Below are 19,098 nucleotides of genomic sequence, written 5' to 3' on the forward strand. Positions count from 1 at the left end.
TTTCGAAGATGTCGGCGTCGGTCTCGCGCTGCCACGCGGGGAGGGCGTCCCAATCTGCGACGTAGGACGGCTTTGGGTTCGGGATGTGCTTGTGGATCTGGGCTATCCAGCACAGGGCCACGAAGCGGCCCTTCTGGTCGCGGGTCAGCTTGTCCGTCGCGCCCAGCCTGGTGAACTCCGCGATCTGGGCGTGGACGGCTCGGGCCGCCTCGCGTTCCCAGCCGGGCGTTTCCTCCCAGGGCGCGACGTAGCCGGGCTTCGGCTCGCCGGGAAAGTGCCTGCGCACGCCGTCGATCCAGGCCTGGCGGAAGATGCGGCCTGCGTCCTCGCTTATGCGGCTCCTTGCATCGAGGCGCTGCATCCGGCCAGGCCCAACGTGGCTTCGTGGTTCGTTCTGGTGAGGTCGTCGCGCAGGTCTTGGAGTTTTCGACCCAGGTAGCCCGAGGTTCGAGTTCGCTCGGCAACGTCGATCGCTTGTTCGCCGAAGGCGACGACGCGGTCCAGCTCGCCTGCTCGCGGCCCGAGCGCGGAAAGGTCGACCAGGATGCTGCCAACGCCCGTTCGCACTCGCGGGCATCCGCGCGCCCGGCGTGCGCCTGTGCTCTGACCAGCGAGGCCCAGTGGCGGGTGAGCAGCGGGAAGTCACCGCGACGAGCTACGTGCCCTGCCGTATCCAGTAGCGGACGGCCTTGTCGAACCGCTTCTCGTACATGTCGACATGGGCATGCCGGACGAGTGCGCACGGCCACGAGTCGTAAGAGTCCGCTTCGCAGGCGGCGTCGGCGGCGAGCGTGTCGCAATGGGCGGCCTCGACGTACCGGTCCATGTCGAAGTAGATCTCGCTGGCGGACTGGGGGAGGTTCGCAACCGCCGCGCACATCCGCCGAAGCTCGGTCCCGGTGCGCGGACGACCATCATTCGCCTGCGGCGTCCTCGGTCTCCCAGCGCAGTAGGTCGCCTGGTTGGCACTTGAGCGCCTCGCAGAGGGCGGCGAGGGTCGTGAAGCGCACGGCTTTGGCGCGGCCGTTCTTGAGGACCGCCAGGTTGGCGGGGGTGATCCCGACACGGTCCGCGAGTTCGCCTACGGACATTTTTCGTTTGGCCAGCATCACGTCGATGTCGACGACGATCGGCATCAGATCACCTCGTCCAGCTCGGCCTGCATCTGTGCCGCTTCGACGTCGCGCGCTACGGCCTGGGCTAGGAGCATCCGCAGCACTAGCACGATGAGCGCTACTCCCAGGATGGCCACGCCGATAGCGCCCATGATGACGGTGACGCCCGGGTCGTCCCGCTGGCCTGGCGCGTTGAGGGCCGTGACCGCGAACCACACGAGGGCAGCCGCCACTATCGCGCCGATGATGACGTCCACGTAGCGGAAGGCGGCGTGGGAGAACACGGTTCCGCGTCGCACCATCGTCACCAGCCGCCATACGCAGATCACGGCGGCCTGGATTGTCCCGATGCCCAGGATCGTCAGGACGCGCAGCGGGGTCAGGGGGAGCGATCCGTCCTCCGGGTCGTTTCCGCTGACCAACGTCCACACCATCAATGCCTGTACGAACACGGTGCCGGCGAGCACCACCACGAGCACGGCGCGCAGCGCGCGCACTGTCAACTTTCCCATGGCCGACCCTCCCATCGAACTACGATGGGAATCTATCGAAATTCGATAGGTGGAGCAAGGCTCAAGGCGGACTGGAGGGACGGTCTCTCGACCGGTCGGCGCGCAGTGCCGTCGCGAGGCTCACCGCTCGCCTCCGGCGAAAGAACTCTCTTCGGAGCCGTGACCTCGTCCGGGGACTCGGCTGTCGCGCTGGGAAGCGGGCCGGGGCTCGGGCGCGCGGGCCGACGAGGAGCCGCCTGCGCTGGGAGATGCGTCTCCGGCGGTGGGTGGGTTGCTGTGGCCAGGGCGTGCTACGCCACCTTGCACGTCCTCGAGCCGAGTGCCCGAACCGTCATACGGCCGTCAGCCGTCCAGCGCTCGGCGATGTCACGGAGGCCTGTCCGGCACGTGGCTGCGTTCGAGCCCGGCTTGTTGGCGCTGGCGGTGCTCTAGGGCGTCGTCTGCGACTACTGCGGTTTTGTGGTGGGCTCGTTGTTGAGGGGTGTGTAGTGGGTGAGGACTTCTGGGTTAGCCAGGGAGTCTTTGTTGGCTGCTTCTTCTACTGGCGTGCCTTGGAGGATTTTGCGGACCGGGACTTCCAGTTTTTTGCCGGACAGGGTTCTCGGGACGCCGGGGACGGTGATGATCTCGTCGGGGACGTGGCGCGGGGAGAGCGCTGAGCGGAGTTCGGTGCGCAGGCGGGTTTTCAGGTCTTCGGTCAGATCCGCTTCGGGAGCTAGCTGGATGTAGAGGAGCAGGCGGCCCTCCGTCCCCAACTGGCCCGTGTCGATGACCAGGCTGTCGGCCACCTCTGGGAATGCCTCGACCACTCGGTAGAAGTCGGAGGTGCCCATGCGGATGCCGCCTCGGTTCAAGGTTGAATCCGAGCGACCGTAGATGGTGCAGGAGCCATCAGGGCGGATCTTGATCCAGTCGCCGTGGCGCCATACGCCGGGGAACATGTCGAAGTAGGCGTCCCGGTAGCGCGTTCCCTGGGGATCGTTCCAGAAGGAAACGGGCATCGACGGCATCGGTTCGGTCAGGACGAGTTCGCCCACCTCGTCCACCAGCGAGGCGCCGTCGGGGGCGAACGCCTCGACCTTCGCTCCCAGGCCCCGGCATTGGATCGCGCCTGATTCCAGTGGGAGCAGCGGGCTCGGGCCGACGATGCAGGTGCACAGGTCCGTTCCGCCGGACATGGAGCCGAGCAGGAGATCCCGGCCCACGGCCTCGTAGACCCAGGTGAAGCCTTCGGGTGGGAGGGGGGAGCCTGTTGAGCCGACTCCTCGGAGGCGGGAGAGGTCGTGGGTTTCGGCTGGGCGGGCGCCTTCTTTGCGGCAGGCCAGGAGGTAGGGGGCTCCTACGCCCAGGTAGGTGACGCCTTCCTCAGCGGCCAGGGACCACAGGTCCCGTGGGGCGCCGTCGTAGAGGACGATCGTCGCCCCCACCAGCAGCCCGCCGACCAGGAAGTTCCACATCATCCAGCCGGTCGTCGTGTACCAGCAGAACACGTCGCCGGGGCCGACGTCCTGGTGGAACGACAGCGCCTTCAGGTGCTCCAGGACGATCCCGCCGTGGCCGTGGACGATCGGTTTCGGCAGGCCCGTCGTCCCGGACGAGTACACCACCCACAGCGGATGGTCGAACGGCACCTGCGCGAACTCCAGCGGGTGGCCCGGACGCGGCAGGTCGGCGTACCGCATTCCCGTCCGCAGGCCGTCGGGTGTGGAGGCCGGGTCCAGGTACGGGACGAGCACCGTGGCGCGCAGCGACGGGAGCGCGGCCTCGATGTCGCGGACGGTGTCGAGCCGGTCGAAGCGCTTGCCGTTGTAGGCGTAGCCGTCCACCGCGATCAGCACCGACGGTTCGATCTGGGCGAACCGGTCGATGACGGACGACGAGCCGAAGTCCGGGGAGCACGACGTCCAGATCGCGCCCAGTGACGCCGTCGCCAGGAAGCAGATCAGTGCCTCCGGGATGTTCGGCAGGTACGCCGCCACCCGGTCGCCCGCGCCGACGCCCAGCGCCGCCAGCCCCGCCCGCACCTCCGCCACGTGCAGCGCCAGCGCCCGCCAGGTCAGGATCTCGTGCCCGCCGGCCTCGGAGCGGAACACGACGGCGGTCTCGTCCGCGTGCTTCTCCGCGCGGCGCAGCGCGGTCGCGGCGTAGTTCAGCGTCGCGCCGGGGAACCAGCGCAGCCCGTCCACCGGCATCCGGCCGCCCGTGCGGACCGGGCCGTCGCCGCGTGTGCCGCAGACCTGGAAGTACTGCCAGACCGCGTCCCAGAACGCGTCGATCTCGGTCACCGACCAGGCCCACAGCTCGTCGTAGGACTCGGTGAGGATCCCCCGGTCCCACAGCCAGTGCTGGAAGTGGGTGGCGCGGGCGTTCGCGACGACGGCGTCGGTCGGCTCCCAGAGCCGGGCGGTGGCGTCGGACATCGGTCATCCCCTTCGAGCGCGTGGACGGGCTGCCTGATCAGGATCGGGCGGGGGCGCGGGGCGGGGCAACCACAGATCGAACCTGTGGATAACCGGGGTCAGGAGCGGGCGAGGTCCCGGACGGCGGTGATCACGGCGCCGGTCTCGGCGAGCGTCGGCAGCACCACGTCCGCCCCGGCCGCGCGCAGCTCGGCCTCCGTCGCCGCGCCCGTCGCGACCGCGACCACCGGGGTGCGGGCGATGCGCGCGGCCTGGACGTCGCGGGTCGAGTCCGCGACGTACACCGTCGACCGCTCCCCGAACGTCGTGCCGTACTTCTCCCCCGCGCGGGTCCGGGCGATCTCCAGCAGCGCGGCCTTGCTGTACACGCCCGTTTCGTAGCCGCCGGTGTCCAGGTCCAGCGAGCCCGACAGACCCAGCGCGGTGAGCTTCAACCGCGCCACGGGCTCGATCGACCCGGTCAGCACCGACTGGACGGTGGACGGTTCGCGGCCCAGCGCGTCCAGCGCCTCCCGCGCGCCCGCCAGCACCCGGCCGTGAGCGCGCAGGTCGGCGCGGCGGGCCGTGAACGCGGCCGTGAGCGCTTCCATGAACGCGGGCAGGCTGTCGTCGGTGGTGACGATGTCGTTGAACGCCAGCGTCTCGAAGATGATCTCCGATTCGGTGCGTCCGGCGGTCGGCGCGAGCCGCACCAGCGGACGCCCCGTCGTGGCCTTGAACGCCTCCGCGTACGCCTCGCGGGTCACCCGCCCGACGTCGACCAGCGTGTGGTCGACGTTCCAGAGCACCAGCCGGTCCAGCGTCGTCATCGAAGTCCCATGCGCGTCCAGCAGCCTCGCCCCGGCCGGAGCGACCCGGGGACGTCATCATCCAACCGGGGTCATCGTCGCGGGTGCGCCGACGCGCCGCAACCTGCACGGGAACCTCCAGCTCACCCGCCCATGTGGGGGTAGCGGTAGTCGGTCGGCGGTACGAACGTCTCCTTGATGGCACGGAGGTTGACCCATCGGGTGAGGTTGAACGGCGATCCCGCCTTGTCGTTGGTGCCCGACGCCCGTGCCCCGCCGAACGGCTGCTGCCCCACGACCGCGCCGGTCGGCTTGTCGTTGATGTAGAAGTTCCCGGCCGTGAACCGCAGCGCCTCCATCGCGTGGTCGATCGCACCCCGGCTCTGGGCGACGATCGAGCCTGTCAGGCCGTACGGTGCGACGTTCTCCATCTGACGGAGCATCTGGTCGTATTCGGCGTCCTCGTAGATGCGGAGGGCGAGGATCGGCCCGAAGTACTCCGTGGTGAAGATCTCGTCGGTGGGGTCGTCGCCCTCCAGAACCGTCGGGCGGACGAACCAGCCGATGGAGTCGTCCACCTCGCCGCCCACGAGGATCTTGATGGACGGCGACGTCCGCGCCCGCTCGATGGCCGCGCTGTGCTTGGCGAACGCCCGCTCGTCGATCACCGCGCCCATGAACAGCGACAGGTCGGCCGCGACGTCGCCCATGGTCAGCGACTCGACCTCGGCGAGGAAGTCGTCCTTGATCCGGCTCCAGAGCGAGCGCGGCAGGTACGCGCGGGACGCCGCCGAGCACTTCTGGCCCTGGTACTCGAAGGCCCCGCGGGTCAGGATCGTCTTGAGCGCGTCGGGGTCGGCGGACGGGTGGGCGACGATGTAGTCCTTGCCGCCCGTCTCTCCCACCAGCCGGGGATAACCGCGGTACCCCGAGATGTTCTCTCCGACCGTCCGCCACAGGTGGTGGAACGTGTTGGTGGAGCCGGTGAAGTGGATCCCGGCGAGTTCCGGATGCCGCAGCGCGACGTTGGAGACCGCAGTCCCGTCACCCGTGACCAGGTTGATGACCCCCGGCGGCAGCCCCGCCGCTTCCAGCACCTGGAGGACGAAGTGCGCTGCGAACTGCTGGGTCGGGGACGGCTTCCACACCACCACGTTCCCCATCAGCGCGGGCGCGGTCGGCAGGTTCCCGGAGATCGCGGTGAAGTTGAACGGCGTGATCGCGAGGACGAAGCCCTCCAGCGGCCGGTACTCCATCCGGTTCCACGTGCCCGGCGACGAGATGGGTTGCTCCTCGTACAGCGCGCGGGCGTAGGCGACGTTGAACCGCCAGAAGTCGATCAGCTCGCAGGCCGAGTCGATCTCCGCCTGCTGGACGGACTTGGACTGCCCGAGGATCGTCGCGCCGTTCAGCGTCGCGCGCCACGGCCCGGCGAGCAGGTCGGCGGCGCGCAGGAACACGGCGGCGCGGTCGTCCAGGCTGAGCGCCCGCCAGGCGGGGGCGGCGGCCAGGGCCGCGTCGATCGCGGCGGCCACGTCGGCGTCGGTGGCGTTGCCGAGCGTGCCGAGGACGCGCTCGTGAGCGTGCGGCTGGACGACGTCGATCGGCTGCCCGCCGCCGAGCCGCCGCTCCCCGCCGATGGTCATGGTCAGGTCGGGGCGGTCGCCCGCCAGTTCCTTGATCTTCGCTTCCAGGGCCGCCCGTTCGGGGCTGCCCGGCGCGTAGCCCTGCACCGGCTCGTTGACCGGGACCGGCACGGTGGTGACGGCGTCCATTCGCTCCCCTGAGGTCCGACATCGTCGTCGATATGCGGACCCTTACCCGCATGTCCGGGCGGGGTACCCCCTGGTCAGGGGATGAGGTCGGCGAGTTCCTGGGTGGCGTACCAGAGCAGTTCGTGGCCCTCGGCGCCGTCCACGGTGAACTGCGCGTCGTCGTCGCCGGCGCGGGCCGCGTCCAGGGCCGCCGCGGCGGCGCGGACGTCGGCGGCGGCCTCGTCGTCGTCCACGTGCCCGGACGCCAGCAGCCGCCATGGGACGGGCGCCGACAGCCGGACGAGCGCGGGCTCGTCCAGGTCGTGCAGGGCCGCGACCTGGTCGTCGGGGACCTCCGCGGCGAGGACGACCCGGCGCGGCGGCGCGTCCGGATCGGCGGCGAGCAGGGCCAGCGAGGCGCGGGCGGCGGCCGTCATCGCGGCGTACTCCAGCTCCTCGGTGTCACCGCTGGCGTACCACTCGCGCAGCGCGGGCGTGACGGCGTAGGCGGTGAGCGGGGCGGGTCCGGCCGCGCGGGCCGCGCGGACGGCGGCGAGCGCGGGCAGTGTGGACGGCAGGAAGACGCGCATGACGCCCGGCAGCCTAGACCGTCGGGACGCCGAGGTCGCGCAGCACGGCGACCGTGGCGGACGTGTCGGTGTGCAGGATCGCGGTCATCCCGACGGCCTCGGCGGCCCGGCAGTTGTGCTCGATGTCGTCGATGAACGCGCACTCGGCGGGCGTCAGTCCGAGCCGCTCCACCGCGTGGCGGAAGATCTGCTCGTCGGGCTTGCGCATACCGACCTCGCACGAAATGACGACGTCGTGGAAGACATCGTCGAACAGGTGGCGCGGGTAGGCGTTGCCCCACGAGTTGGACAGCAGCCCCACGTGCAGGCCGCCCGCCCGGACGGCGCGCAGCGCGTCGTACATCGGCTCGACGGGCCGGAACGCCGCGAACATCCGCTCGATGAGCCCGGCGGCGGCGACCGGGCCGCCGTCCACCGTGCGCAGCTCGGCGGCCAGCAGCCGCTCGAACTCGGCGGCGGACAGGGTGCCGTCCTCCAGCCCGTGGATCGGATTGGTGCCGGCACCGTCGTACGCCTGGCGCACCCACGCGCGCATGACGTCCTTGTAGCGCGGGACGTCGATGCGGTCGGCGGCGAGCCACACCCCGATCGCGTCGTTCAGCGGGGACGTCAGGACCCCGCCCCAGTCGGTGATGACGGCTTTGAGAGGCACGCACCGAAGCGTACTGAACCGAACGGGCCGGTCCCCAGGGCACGGCCCCGGGAACCGGCCCGGTCACGTCAGGCGGACCGCAGCCGCTGCAGCGCCTCGCGGACGCCGCCGTCCGCCTCCTCCAGCGCGGTCGTGGCCCGCGCCGTGGGCACCTCGCCGAGCAGCGCCACCAGCGCGACGCGGGTGTTCCCCCCTGCTTCGGCGAGCGCTGTCTCGCACGTGGCGACGTCCATCCCGGTCGCCTCGACCAGGATGCGGACGAGCCGGGCCCGCAGCTTTCCGTTCAGCGCGTTCACGCTGACCATCAGGTTCGAATAGGTGCGCCCCAGCCGGACCATCAGCGTGGTCGAGAAGGCGTTGAGCACCAGCTTCGTCGCCGTGCCCGCCTTCATCCGGGTGGACCCGCTGATCACCTCCGGTCCGGTGGCGAGCCCGATGTGGACCTCCACCTCCTCCCCGTACGGCGCGTGCGGATTGCAGCTGATCAGCGCCGTGCGGGCGCCCCGGCCCGCCGCGGCGCGCAGCGCGCCGATGACGTACGGCGTCCGGCCGCTGGCCGCGATGCCGATCGCGATGTCGCCGGGCGCCACCTCCACGGCGTCTCTGGCGCCCTGCTCCGCGTCGTCCTCGACGTCGGAGACGGCGTTGGCGAGCGCCCCCGGGCCGCCCGCGTTGTGCGCGACGACCCGGCCCCAGATCCCGAAGGTCGGGGGCAGCTCGGCGGCGTCGATCACCGCGAGCCGACCGGAGGTCCCCGCGCCGAAATAGTGGACGCGCCCGCCCCGGCGCAGGGACACGACGGCGAGGTCGACCAGCTCGGCGATCTGCGGCAGCACGGCGGCCACCACCATCGGCACCGTGGCGTCCTCGGTGTTGATCAGTCGCAGGACGTCGAGGGTGGGCAGGGTGTCGAGGTCGAGGGTCCGCGGGTTGCGGCCCTCGGTGGGCAGATCGACGTCGATCACCGGCGCCTCCGGTCGGGTCGTCGCATGGTCCGGCCGCGAACCGCCTCGAACGTCGCTTCGAGGGCTTCGCGGGTGGGGCCGAACGTGCGCTGGGCCACGCCCACGAACACGCAGTCGACCACGGTGAGCTGCGCGAGACGGCTCGCGGTCGCCCCCGACCGGAACGTGGTCTCGCGGGCCGCCGTCGTCAGGACGAGGTCGGCGGTCTCGGCGATGGGGGACTTCGGGAAGTTGGTCAGCGCGACGGTCGTCACACCGCGCTGCGCCGCCACCTCCAGGGCGTCGATGGTCTCGACGGTCGCCCCCGTGTGGGAGATGCCGATCGCGACGTCGCCCGGTCCGAGGACGGCGGCGCTGGTCAGCATGATGTGAGCATCGGACCAGGCGTTGCACATCCGGCCGATGCGATGGAGTTTCTGCTGGAAGTCGGCGGCGACGTGCGCGCTCGCGCCCACGCCGTAGACGTCGACCCGGCCCGCGCCGGCGATGGCGTCCACCACCTGTTCCAGCATCTTGATGTCGAGTTGGGCGGCCGTCTCCTCCACCGCGCGGGCGTCGGCGAAGGTGACCTTCTCCACGATCTGTTCGAGGGAGTCGTCGGGGCTGATGTCACTGCCGATGACCCGTCCGCCGCTCGCGCTCTGGGCGCGGCCCGCCTCGGTGGCGAGGGTCAGTCGCAGTTCGGGGTAACCATGGAAGCCGATCGCGCGGCAGAACCTGATGACGGTCGTCTCCGACGTGCCGCAGGTCTGCGCGAGTTCGGTGATGGTCGAGTTCGCGACCCCTTCGGGGTCGTCGATGACGCGTTGAGCGACTCGTCGCTCGGCGGGGGGCAGCGAGGGCAGCAGAGAGCGCACCCGCACCACGGTGCTCAGCGGCGTGGCCTCCTTGGCAACACCGTCACCCGTGGGCGCGCTCGCCTCCCCCGTTGCACTCCCCGGCTCTATGCCGGTGGGTTTCCTCATGGAAGAAATTTTCTTACTGGCTGGTTGTCACGTCAACGGTAGAAAAGGCTACGGTCGCCATGTGTTGACCCATTTGGCCGGTCCTTTCGTGGTCGGCATCGACGCGGGTGGCACGAAGACCCGCTGTGTCGTACTCACACTCGGAGGCGCCCTCGCGGGGGCGGGAACCGGTCCAGGGGCCAACCCCAACTCGGGGGGCGACACCGCGGGCGCCCTGTCGGAGGCCCTCACCGAGGCACTCGGATCCATCGACCCCGCCCAGGTCATCGGCGGTGTGTTCGGCATCGCCGGGGCGGGGTCGGCGGGCCGTCCCGCCGCCGTCGCCGCCGCGCGCCGGGCCTGGCAGACGTCCGGGCTGCGGGGCTCCCCCGCCGTCGTCACCGACATCGCCGTCGCCTTCGCCGCCGGGACGAGCGCCGAAAAGGGCATCGTCGTGTTCTCCGGCACAGGCGCGGGCGCGGCCGTCATCAACGACGGCGCGATCGTCCAGCGCGCCGACGGCTACGGCTGGCTCGTCGGGGACGAGGGCTCGGCGGTCTGGCTCGGCCGGGAGGCCGTCCGGGCGGCGCTCGCCGCGTTCGACGGGCGCGGCTCGCCCACGCTGCTCACCGAGTCGGTGCCGCGCGCGCTGCTCGGCCCGGGCGCGGTGGCCGAGTTCGCGACGCCCCGGCACCGCGGCCGGCACCGGCGGGCGCTCGCGCTCGCGGGCGCGGCGGGCGACCTGACCGGGCCGGGCGGCGGGACGGCCGTCCTCATCCCGCGTCCGGCGGCGCCGCCCGACCCGCGCCTGGCCCAGGCGATCGTCAAGGAGGTCTACGGCCGGCCGCCCGCCGCGCTCGGCCGCCTCGGCCCGGTCGTCGCCGCCGCGGCGGCGGCCGGGGACGACGTCGCCCGCCGGATCACCGAGGAGGCCGCCGCCGTGCTGCTGCGCGACGTCGACGCCGTCCGGCCCGCGCTCGGCGGGTCGTACGCCCCGGTGGTCATGCACGGGTCGGTGCTGCGGGACGGTCCCGTCGCCGACGCCGTGCGGGCGGGCCTGCGCGATCGGTTCGCCGCCGATCCGCGCAGCGCCGGGGACGGTGCGGTCGGCGCGGCCGGGATGGCGCTGCGCCGGCTCGGGTACCCGGTGCCGGGGCCGCGCCGCGCCGGGTCGTGAGCGTCGACAAGCCCGGGACGAGCGGCTAGCGTCACCTGGGAAATCACGGACCGGGCACGGCTCGGGCGCGGTCCGCCGGACGACCATGTCGGGGGGCAGGGTCGGGTGCGCTCCTCTCGTTGTGCCGCGCTGCTCGCGGCGGCGGCCGTCGTGCTGCCGCTGGCGGGCTGTAACGCGGACCCGTCCGATGGAATGTCCGGAACATCCGCGTCGCCGACGCCGTCGTCGGCCTGGATCGCCGGGTACCTGCGGGACATGTCGCTGCGGGAGAAGGTCGGGCAGTTGTTCGTCCCGGCCTTCTCCACCCCCGCCGCCGCCCGCTCGATGGTCCGCCGGTACGACGTGGGCGGACTGATCTACTTCCCGCGCAACATGAAGTCGCCGTCCGCGACGGCCGCGCTGTCCAACGACCTGCAGAAGGCCGCGCGGACGCCGCTGCTGCTCGGCGTGGACGAGGAGCAGGGCATCGTCAGCCGCGCATCGTTCCTCACCGACTTCCCCGGCAACATGGCGCTCGGGGCCGGGCGCAGCGCGACGGACGCGCGGGCGGCGGCGCGGGTCACGGGGACCGAACTGCGGGCCGTCGGGATCAACCAGAACTACGCGCCGGACGCGGACGTCAACGTCAACCCCGGGAACCCGGTGATCGGCGTACGGTCGTTCGGCGCCGATCCGAAGCTCGTGGCGTCGTTGGTGGGCGCTTCGGTCGCCGGGTACCAGGACGCGGGGGTCGCCGCCACGGCCAAGCACTTCCCCGGCCACGGCGACACCAACGTCGACAGTCACACCGGGCTGCCGGTGATCCGGCACTCGGTGTCGCAGTGGAACCGGATCGACGCGCCGCCGTTCCGCGCCGCCGTCGGCGCCGGGGTGGACGCGATCATGTCCGCGCACATCGTCGTGCCCCGGCTGGATCGTTCCGGCAAGCCGTCCACGCTGTCGTCCGGCGTACTGACCGGGATGCTGCGCGGCAAGCTCGGGTTCCAGGGCGTGATCATCACCGACTCGCTGCTCATGGCCGGGGTGCGGGAGAAGTACGGGGACGCGTCGGTGCCCGTCCGCGCGATCCAGGCCGGGGCGGACCAGCTCCTCATGCCGCCCAGCCTGCCGAAGGCGTTCGACGCGGTGCTGAAGGCCGTGCAGAAGGGGACGATCAGCCAGCGTCGGCTGGACGAGTCGGTCACGCGCATCCTGCGGCTCAAGGAGCGGCGCGGGCTGTTCAAGGGGCAGACGGCCGACCCCCGCAAGGCGCAGGCCGCGATGCGGACGGCCGCGCACCGCCGCGTCGCCACGACCGTCGCCGAGCACTCGATCACGCTCGTCCGCAACGACGGCGGGACGCTGCCGCTGCGGCGCCGCAGCGCGTTCGTGACCGGGCCGGGCAGCGGGCCGCTGCGGACGGCGCTGCGGGCGCAGGGCGTCCGGGTGGTCGGGTCGGCGCGGATGGCGGACGTCAGCGTCGTGACGGTGCTCAACGGCCGTCCCGCGATTCCCGCCGGTGGGAAACCGGCGGTCGTCGTCGCGCTGGCGCGGCCCTACGCCCTGAACGGCGCGGGCGGCGCGAAGGCCGCCGTGGCCGCGTACTCGGCGTCGGGGGTGTCGGTGAAGGCGGTCGCCCGCGTCCTGTCCGGGAAGCTGAGCCCGACCGGGAAGCTGCCCGTCAAGGCCGCCGGGAAGCCCATCGGGCACGGGCTCACCTACGCGGCGTCCAGCTCGCCGTAGCACGTCAGCGGCGGCGCGCCAGGACCGCGCGGGCGGCGGCGCGCGCCGTGGCGGCCGTGCGGGACGCGCGGGCGGCAGCGGCGGCGGCGCGGCAGCGGTCGAGCGTGTGCCCGGCCAACTCCTCCCGGACGGCCGGGATCGCGGTCGGCGCCATCGACAGCGACGCGACGCCGAGGCCCACCAGCACGCACGCGAGGATCGGGTCCGCCGCGCCCTCGCCGCAGACCCCGCACGGGACCCCGGCGCCCGCCGCGAGCGCCACGAGGTCCAGCAGGGCGGGCTGCCACGGGTCGTGCAGCCGCGACAGCGCGCCGGACTGCCGGTCGGCCGCGCACGCGTACTGCGCGAGGTCGTTGGTGCCGACGCTGAAGAACTCGACCGTCCGGGCCAGGTCGCGGGCGCGCAGCGCGGCGGCCGGGACCTCGATCATCACGCCGGGACGGTCCAGGCCCGCGTCCCGGCACGCCGCCGCGAACGCCGCCGACTCGTCCGCGCCCGTCACCATCGGGGCCATCACGCGCAGGCCGGGACGTCCCGCGCCCGCCTTCGCCAGCGCCGCGAGCTGCCCCGCCAGGATCTCGGGGTGGCGGCGCAGCATCCGCAGCCCGCGCTCGCCGAGCGCCGGGTTCGGCTCGGGCGCGGACGGCGGGAGGAAGGGCAGCGGCTTGTCGGCGCCCGCGTCCAGCACCCGGACGACCACGTCGCCGTCGGGGAACGCGTCCAGCGCCTCGGCGTAGGCGGCGGCCTGCTCGGCGGTGCCGGGGACGTCCGCGCGGTCCAGGAACAGGAACTCGGTCCGGTACAGGCCGACGCCCTCGGCGCCGTGCGCGCGCGCCGCCGCCAGGTCGCCCGGGACGGTGATGTTGGCCAGCAGCGGGACGCGGCGGCCGTCGCGCGTCCCGCCGGGCCCGGCGGGGGCGGCGGACACGTGGCTCGGGGTGCGGTCGCGGAACCGCGCGGCGAGGACGTCCGACGGCGATGGCGCGATCTGGACGGTGCCCGCGGTGCCGTCCACCAGGACGACCACGCCGTCGGCGAGCGTCGTGGCGTCCGGAACCGCGACCACCGCCGGGACGCCGAGCGCGCGGGCCAGGATCGCGGTGTGGCTGGTCGGCCCGCCGTTCTCGGTGACGAACGCCACCACCGTCGCGGGGTCCAGCAGTGCGGTGTCGGCGGGCGCGAGGTCCCGCGCGACCAGCACGAACGGCTCGTCGGACGCCGGGACGCCCGGCACCGGCACGCCCAGCAGGGCGGCGACGGCGCGGTCCCGGACGTCGTCCAGGTCGGCCACGCGCGCCGCCAGGTACGCGTCCGCCGCGGCGAGGGCCTCCCGGTGCGCGGCGAACGCCTCGAACACCGCGCGCGGCGCCGCGATGCCGACCGCGACCCGCGCCCGGACGCCGGCGGCCAGCTCGGGGTCGCGCGCCATCAGCGCCTGGGCGTGCAGCACGTCGTGGCCCGCGTCGTCGGGGGCGTGCCCGGCCAGGTCCTCCAGCGACGCCGCGACCCCTTCCAGCGCGGCGAGCGCCGCCGCGGCCTCCGCGGCGGCGTCACCTCCGTGCCGGGCGCCGGCGGGCGGCTCCGGCACCGTGCCCACCATCCGGCGGACCGGCCCGCACCCGGAACCGGCGCTCACGCCGGTGCCGCGCAGCGAGCCGGGGGGCTCAGGCACGGCCGTGCTCCTCCTGGGACAGGATGCTCTCCAGGGTGTTCAGCAGTTCCTCGGCGCCGTCCCCGGCCGCCGCGAGCGTGACCTCCTCGCCGTGGTGGGCGTCGAGGCCGAGCACCGCGAGGATGCTCTTGGCGTTCACGGGGTCCCGGCCGTCCAGGGCGACGGTCACGTCCATCGGGGCCTTCGCCGCCGTCTGCACGAACAGGGCGGCCGGGCGCGCGTGGAGGCCCACCCGGGACATGATCTTCACTCTGCGCTCGGTCACGTGGTCTTCTCCTCGGTCGGGCTCCGGGCGGCGCGGGGTGCGGCCGTCCGGAGGCATCGGTCGTCGTCGGTTCCGCGTGGTACCCCCACGCGGCGTCATACCCGTCGCAAACGTACGAACGGCACGGCGGACTTCGCCATCAGGTCCATGTGAACAGTTCGGTTCCTTGTTGGACCGGTCCGTCCTCACGGAGTCGGGTCAGCGCGCCGCCGTCGGCGTCCAGGGCCACGACGGCGCAGATCGGGGACCGTCCGGCCGCCTCGACCACCACGGGGTCCCAGGCCACGATCGGCTCCCCCGCGTTCACCTCGTCGCCCTCCGCCGCCAGCGGCTCGAATCCCCGTCCCTTCAGCTTGACGGTCTCGATCCCGAGATGGACGAGAACGCCGTGGCCCTCATCGTCCACGATCACGTACGCGTGCGGGTGCAATTTCACGATGCGTCCCGAGACCGGGGCGATGGACCGGCCCGCCCGCCGCTCGGGGTCGACGGCCGTGCCGGGACCCACCATCGCCTGCGCGAACACCGCGTCCGGCACCCGGGCCAGGCCGATCGCCCGGCCCGCGACCGGCGACAGCACCCGGGTCATGGCCTCTCCCCTACTCCAGGACGTCCTCGATGTCGGCGGCCAGCGCGTCCGCCTCCGGACCCACCACGACCTGCACCACGCCGCCGCTGCGCAGCACCGCGATCGCGCCCGCCGCGCGCAGGCCCGGCTCGTCCACGCGGGCGCCGTCGCGCACCTCCGAGCGCAGCCGGGTCGTGCAGGGCTCGACGGCGACGATGTTGGCGGCGCCGCCGAGCGCCGCGACGATCGCCTCCGCGCGTTCCCGCCGTCCCGCCGTGCGACGTCTCATCGCGACCCTTTCCCGTCAGTCGGTCTGTGTCACCTTGTTGAGCCCGCGCGGCACGTCCGGGTCGACGCCGAGCCGCCGGGCCAGGCGCTCGACCAGGAGCTGGCCGGGGACGATCAGCCCGAGCGGCGCGACCCACTCGGGCAGGTCCGGCCCGGGCAGCGCCGCGTCGCTCGCGGCGGCCAGCCCCATACCGCCGCCGACCGCGAACGCGCGGGCGCGGGCGCCCCTGACGCGGTCGGCGAGCGCGATCGTACCGGCCAGCGTGGGGCCGTCCCCGGCGGCGACGAGCAGGGCGGGCGTGCGGTCGTCCACGACGGCGATCGGCCCGTGCAGCAGGTCGGCGTAGGACAGGCCCATCGCGTGCAGATAGCACGCCTCCTTGATCTTGAGGGCGAGTTCCAGGGCGGTGCCGAACGCCAGGCCGCGCCCGGAGACGACGACGCCCTGGACGCCCGCCAGGCCCTCGACGATCTCCGGCAGCGCCGCCGACTCCTCGGCGCGCGCGATGACGGCGGCGATCTCGTCCGGGACGCGGCGCAGGTCGTCGCGCGGGACGTCCGCGCCGAGGCCGAGCGCCAGGACGGCCAGCGCCGCAAGCTGGGTCGTGTACGTCTTGGTCGCCGGGACCGCCCGCTCGTCGCCCGCCTCGGTCACCAGCGCGACCTGCGCGGACTCGGCCAGCGGCGACCCGGCGCCGTTGGTGACCGCGACGGTCGCGGCGCCGCAGTCCGCCGCCCAGTCCAGCGTCTGGACGATCTCCTCGGTCTTGCCGGACTGGCTGATCGCGACGGCCAACACGCCCGACAGGTCCAGCTTGGTCCGGTAGGCGGTGGCGACGGACGGGGCGGCGAGCGTGCCGAGCCGTCCGGCCCGCGTCTCGGCCAGGTACCGGCCGTAGACGGCGGCGTTGTCGGAGGACCCGCGCGCGATGAACAGCACTTGGCGCGTTCCACGGGCGAGCGCCGCGAGGTCGGGGACGCGCGGCAGCAGCGCGTCCAGCGTGCGGCGCAGCGCGGCGGGCTGCTCGCCGATCTCGGCGCGCATCCGGCTGGTCGTCATGATCCTCCTTCGCGGGGCTCCTGCCCGCCGATCCAGGTCCTACGCGCCCGGTGGTCCGGGCCGAGCCAGGTCAGATCGGCGCGCGCGCCGGGGGCGATGCGGCCGAGGTCGCGGCGGCCGATCAGGTCGGCGGGGACGCGGGACGCGGCGTCCACGGCGGCCACCGGGTCGATCCCGAGCGCGATCGCGTTCCCGACGGCCTCGTCCAGGCGCAGCGCGGACCCGGCGATCGTGCCGTCGGCGCGGCGCGGCGGACCCTGCGCGGGCAGCTCGATCGGCTCGCCGCCGAGGTCGTAGCGGCCGGGCGGCATCCCGGCGGCGGACGCGGCGTCGGTGACGAGCACGATCCGGCCGGGCGCCGCCGCGAACGCCAGCCGCGCCATGACGGGCGCGACGTGGACGAGGTCGAGGATCAGGCCGGGGGCGAGCCGCGCGTCGGTCAGCGCCTGCGCGGCGACGCCCGGCGCGCGGTGGTCCAGGCCGCTCTGCGCGTTGAACAGGTGCGTGACCATGCGCGCGCCCGCGTCGGCGGCGGCCTCGGCCTGCGCGGCGGTGGCGTCGCTGTGCCCGACGCTGACGAGCACACCGGCCTCGGTGAGCGTGCGTACGGCGTCCAGCGCGCCGGCCCGTTCGGGGGCGAGCGTCACCAGGCGGACGAGTCCGGTCTCCAGCAGCGCGGCTATCGCGTCCGGTGTCGGGTCGGTGAGGTGGGCCGCGTTATGGGCGCCCTTGCGGCGCGGGGACAGGAACGGGCCTTCCAGGTGGACGCCCAGTACCCGCGCGGTCGTTTCCGGGAGGTTCGGTAGCAGGTCCTGTGTCCGGCGGAGCGCGGCGGCCTGTTCGGCGACGGGCGCCGTGATGAACGTCGGCAGGAACGCGGTCACGCCGGTTCCGGGCAGGCGCGTGACGACCTCGTGCCAGGCCCGCTCGTCGGCGTCGGCGAAGTCGTGGCCGTAGAAGCCGTTGACCTGGAGGTCCACGAGGCCGGGGGCGAGCAGGCCGCCGTCCAGCGACACGTCCGCCCCGGCCGGGCGTCCTTCGCCGACCTCGGTGATCACGCCGTCCGCCGCCCGGACGAATCCCGGGGCGAGCAGCCGGGTACGACCACCGTCGGGGGAAGCGATCATGCCGTCGGCCGTGATCAGCAGTGCTGCCATGCGTGTGCGCTCTCCATGCCGCCGAGTCCGCGAGCCGGTTCAGTCTCCGGAACTGGTCTAGTCCGGACTAGACCAGTAGAACCCTACTAGACCAGGCATGGGACCACCAGGGACCGGACGACCGGGTGAGGAGGATCCGTGGAGCGCTCCATCGGGACGGCGGCCCTGGCCGTCCTGCAGCGCGTCGGACGCAGCCTCATGCTCCCGATCGCCGTGCTGCCCGCCGCCGGGCTGCTGCTGCGGCTCGGCCAGGACGACCTGCTCGGCGCGTCCGGGCTCGGCCTCGTCCGCGTCGCCGAGGTCTTCCGCGCGGCGGGCGGCGCGCTGTTCGACGCGCTGCCGCTGCTGTTCGCCGTCGGCGTCGCGATCGGGCTCGCGCGCCGGGCGGACGGCTCCACCGCGCTCGCCGCCGTCGTGTCCTACCTGGTGTTCGACCGGGTGTCCAAGACGATGTTCGCCCACTCCCGGTCGCTGCGGCACGACGTGGTGCTCAGCGTCCGCGACGAGACCGGCCATCTGCACGACGTCGTCGGCTACGGGCTCCCCAACCCCACCCAGGTGCTCGGCGGGCTGGTCATCGGCGTGGTCGTCGCGCTGCTGTACGACCGGTTCCGGGACGTCCGGCTGCCGTCCTGGCTCGCGTTCTTCTCCGGCCGGCGGCTCGTCCCGATCCTCGGCGCGGTCGCCGGGCTCGTCCTCGGCGTGGCGCTCGGGCTCGGCTGGCCCGTCCTCGGCGGCTGGATCGACCGGTTCGGCGACGGGATCACCGGGCTCGGCGCGCTCGGCGCGGGCGTCTACGGCGTGGCGAACCGGCTGCTGCTGCCGCTCGGGCTGCACCACATCCTGAACTCGCTGATCTGGTTCGTCTTCGGGACGTACAACGGCCCGGACGGCGTCGTCCACGGCGAGATCCCGCGCTACTTCGCCGGGGACCCGCAGGCCGGACGGCTCCTCGCCGGGTTCTTCCCCGTCCTGATGTTCGGACTGCCCGGCGCGGCGCTGGCGATCTGGCGCGCCGCGCCCCCCGAGACGCGGCGCGGCGTGGGCGGGCTCATGCTGTCGGCCGCGCTCACCGCGTTCCTCACCGGGATCACCGAGCCGATCGAGTTCTCGTTCATGTTCGTCGCGCCCGTGCTCTACGCCGTCCACGTCCTGCTCGCCGGCGTCGCGCTGGCGCTGCTCGCGGCCGTCCACGCCCAGCTCGGGTTCAGCTTCTCCGCCGGGCTCATCGACCTGCTGCTCAACGCGACGAAGGACAACACGCGGCACCTGACGCTCATCGTCGGGCTCGGGCTCGTGTACTTCGTCCTGTACTACGTGGTCTTCTCCCTGCTCATCCGCCGGCTGAACCTTCCCACGCCCGGCCGTCTGACCAGCGAGTTCCTCGACTGAACGGCCGCCGGGCTTGCGGCGCGGCGGGCGGGGTTGTTGTGTTGCCTCCCGGGAGGA

Annotated in this window: 19 protein-coding genes; 3 read left to right on the top strand and 16 right to left on the bottom strand. The window is 73.1% G+C overall.

Features of this window, described 5'->3' with window-relative positions:
- Positions 1 to 655: 655 nt before the first annotated feature.
- From GQ466_RS11085 to GQ466_RS11130, 10 genes are all read right to left on the bottom strand, one after another.
- Positions 656 to 880 (bottom strand): hypothetical protein, encoded by a 225-nt coding sequence (locus GQ466_RS11085; protein WP_161102794.1) that lies wholly within the window; start codon positions 878 to 880, stop codon positions 656 to 658.
- A 34-nt stretch (positions 881 to 914) separates the two neighbouring features.
- Positions 915 to 1,136: a helix-turn-helix domain-containing protein gene (locus tag GQ466_RS11090; protein WP_161102795.1), complete on the bottom strand. Its 222-nt coding sequence runs from the start codon at positions 1,134 to 1,136 to the stop codon at positions 915 to 917.
- Positions 1,136 to 1,612, bottom strand: coding sequence for a DUF2975 domain-containing protein (locus GQ466_RS11095; RefSeq protein WP_202420380.1), 477 nt, complete (start codon positions 1,610 to 1,612; stop codon positions 1,136 to 1,138). The genes GQ466_RS11090 and GQ466_RS11095 overlap by 1 nt, the downstream gene beginning before the upstream one ends.
- Positions 1,613 to 2,073: 461 nt before the next feature.
- Positions 2,074 to 4,047 carry an acetoacetate--CoA ligase gene (locus tag GQ466_RS11100; RefSeq protein WP_161102797.1) on the bottom strand — a complete coding sequence of 658 codons (1,974 nt, stop codon included), beginning with the start codon at positions 4,045 to 4,047 and terminating at the stop codon, positions 2,074 to 2,076.
- A gap of 98 nt (positions 4,048 to 4,145) precedes the next feature.
- On the bottom strand, positions 4,146 to 4,856 hold the full coding sequence (locus tag GQ466_RS11105; protein WP_161102798.1) for an HAD family hydrolase: 711 nt from the start codon (positions 4,854 to 4,856) through the stop codon (positions 4,146 to 4,148).
- A gap of 122 nt (positions 4,857 to 4,978) precedes the next feature.
- On the bottom strand, positions 4,979 to 6,610 hold the full coding sequence (gene pruA / locus GQ466_RS11110) for an L-glutamate gamma-semialdehyde dehydrogenase (RefSeq protein ID WP_161102799.1): 1,632 nt from the start codon (positions 6,608 to 6,610) through the stop codon (positions 4,979 to 4,981).
- A 74-nt stretch (positions 6,611 to 6,684) separates the two neighbouring features.
- Positions 6,685 to 7,179: a DUF6912 family protein gene (locus GQ466_RS11115; RefSeq protein WP_161102800.1), complete on the bottom strand. Its 495-nt coding sequence runs from the start codon at positions 7,177 to 7,179 to the stop codon at positions 6,685 to 6,687.
- 13 nt (positions 7,180 to 7,192) lie between these two features.
- Complete coding sequence (locus GQ466_RS11120; RefSeq protein ID WP_161102801.1) at positions 7,193 to 7,831, bottom strand: HAD-IA family hydrolase; 639 nt, start codon at positions 7,829 to 7,831, stop codon at positions 7,193 to 7,195.
- Between the two features lie 68 nt (positions 7,832 to 7,899).
- Positions 7,900 to 8,796: an N-acetylmuramic acid 6-phosphate etherase gene (locus GQ466_RS11125; RefSeq protein WP_161102802.1), complete on the bottom strand. Its 897-nt coding sequence runs from the start codon at positions 8,794 to 8,796 to the stop codon at positions 7,900 to 7,902.
- Positions 8,793 to 9,662: an SIS domain-containing protein gene (locus GQ466_RS11130; RefSeq protein WP_161103827.1), complete on the bottom strand. Its 870-nt coding sequence runs from the start codon at positions 9,660 to 9,662 to the stop codon at positions 8,793 to 8,795. Before GQ466_RS11130 ends, GQ466_RS11125 begins: the two co-directional genes overlap by 4 nt.
- 160 nt (positions 9,663 to 9,822) lie before the next feature.
- Here GQ466_RS11130 and GQ466_RS11135 point away from each other — a divergent pair, with 160 nt between their 5' ends.
- Together GQ466_RS11135 and GQ466_RS11140 are read left to right on the top strand one after the other, a co-directional pair.
- Positions 9,823 to 10,917: a BadF/BadG/BcrA/BcrD ATPase family protein gene (locus GQ466_RS11135; protein WP_337193418.1), complete on the top strand. Its 1,095-nt coding sequence runs from the start codon at positions 9,823 to 9,825 to the stop codon at positions 10,915 to 10,917.
- Between the two features lie 105 nt (positions 10,918 to 11,022).
- The gene (locus GQ466_RS11140) at positions 11,023 to 12,639 is read left to right on the top strand and encodes a glycoside hydrolase family 3 N-terminal domain-containing protein (protein ID WP_161102803.1); all 1,617 of its coding nucleotides are present in this window, start codon (positions 11,023 to 11,025) and stop codon (positions 12,637 to 12,639) included.
- A gap of 4 nt (positions 12,640 to 12,643) precedes the next feature.
- Here the strand turns inward: GQ466_RS11140 and ptsP are convergent, their stop codons facing one another.
- The 6 genes from ptsP to nagA form a co-directional block, all read right to left on the bottom strand.
- Positions 12,644 to 14,311, bottom strand: a complete 1,668-nt coding sequence (gene ptsP / locus GQ466_RS11145; protein ID WP_161102804.1) for a phosphoenolpyruvate--protein phosphotransferase — start codon at positions 14,309 to 14,311, stop codon at positions 12,644 to 12,646.
- A complete protein-coding gene (locus tag GQ466_RS11150; RefSeq protein ID WP_161102805.1) occupies positions 14,304 to 14,576 on the bottom strand; it encodes an HPr family phosphocarrier protein in 273 nt (90 codons plus the stop codon). The genes ptsP and GQ466_RS11150 overlap by 8 nt, the downstream gene beginning before the upstream one ends.
- Before the next feature lie 139 nt (positions 14,577 to 14,715).
- The gene (locus tag GQ466_RS11155) at positions 14,716 to 15,165 is read right to left on the bottom strand and encodes a PTS sugar transporter subunit IIA (protein WP_161102806.1); all 450 of its coding nucleotides are present in this window, start codon (positions 15,163 to 15,165) and stop codon (positions 14,716 to 14,718) included.
- A gap of 10 nt (positions 15,166 to 15,175) precedes the next feature.
- Positions 15,176 to 15,433, bottom strand: coding sequence for a PTS sugar transporter subunit IIB (locus GQ466_RS11160; protein WP_161102807.1), 258 nt, complete (start codon positions 15,431 to 15,433; stop codon positions 15,176 to 15,178).
- A gap of 15 nt (positions 15,434 to 15,448) precedes the next feature.
- Complete coding sequence (locus GQ466_RS11165; protein ID WP_161102808.1) at positions 15,449 to 16,492, bottom strand: SIS domain-containing protein; 1,044 nt, start codon at positions 16,490 to 16,492, stop codon at positions 15,449 to 15,451.
- Positions 16,489 to 17,649 (bottom strand): N-acetylglucosamine-6-phosphate deacetylase, encoded by a 1,161-nt coding sequence (nagA, locus tag GQ466_RS11170; protein ID WP_161102809.1) that lies wholly within the window; start codon positions 17,647 to 17,649, stop codon positions 16,489 to 16,491. Before nagA ends, GQ466_RS11165 begins: the two co-directional genes overlap by 4 nt.
- Positions 17,650 to 17,847: 198 nt before the next feature.
- Between nagA and GQ466_RS11175 the strand changes: the two genes are divergently transcribed.
- The gene (locus GQ466_RS11175) at positions 17,848 to 19,041 is read left to right on the top strand and encodes a PTS transporter subunit EIIC (RefSeq protein WP_161103829.1); all 1,194 of its coding nucleotides are present in this window, start codon (positions 17,848 to 17,850) and stop codon (positions 19,039 to 19,041) included.
- Positions 19,042 to 19,098: the final 57 nt, after the last annotated feature.

The sequence above is a fragment of the Actinomadura rayongensis genome (assembly GCF_009831215.1).
GTDB classification, from domain to species: Bacteria; Actinomycetota; Actinomycetes; order Streptosporangiales; family Streptosporangiaceae; genus Spirillospora; species Spirillospora rayongensis.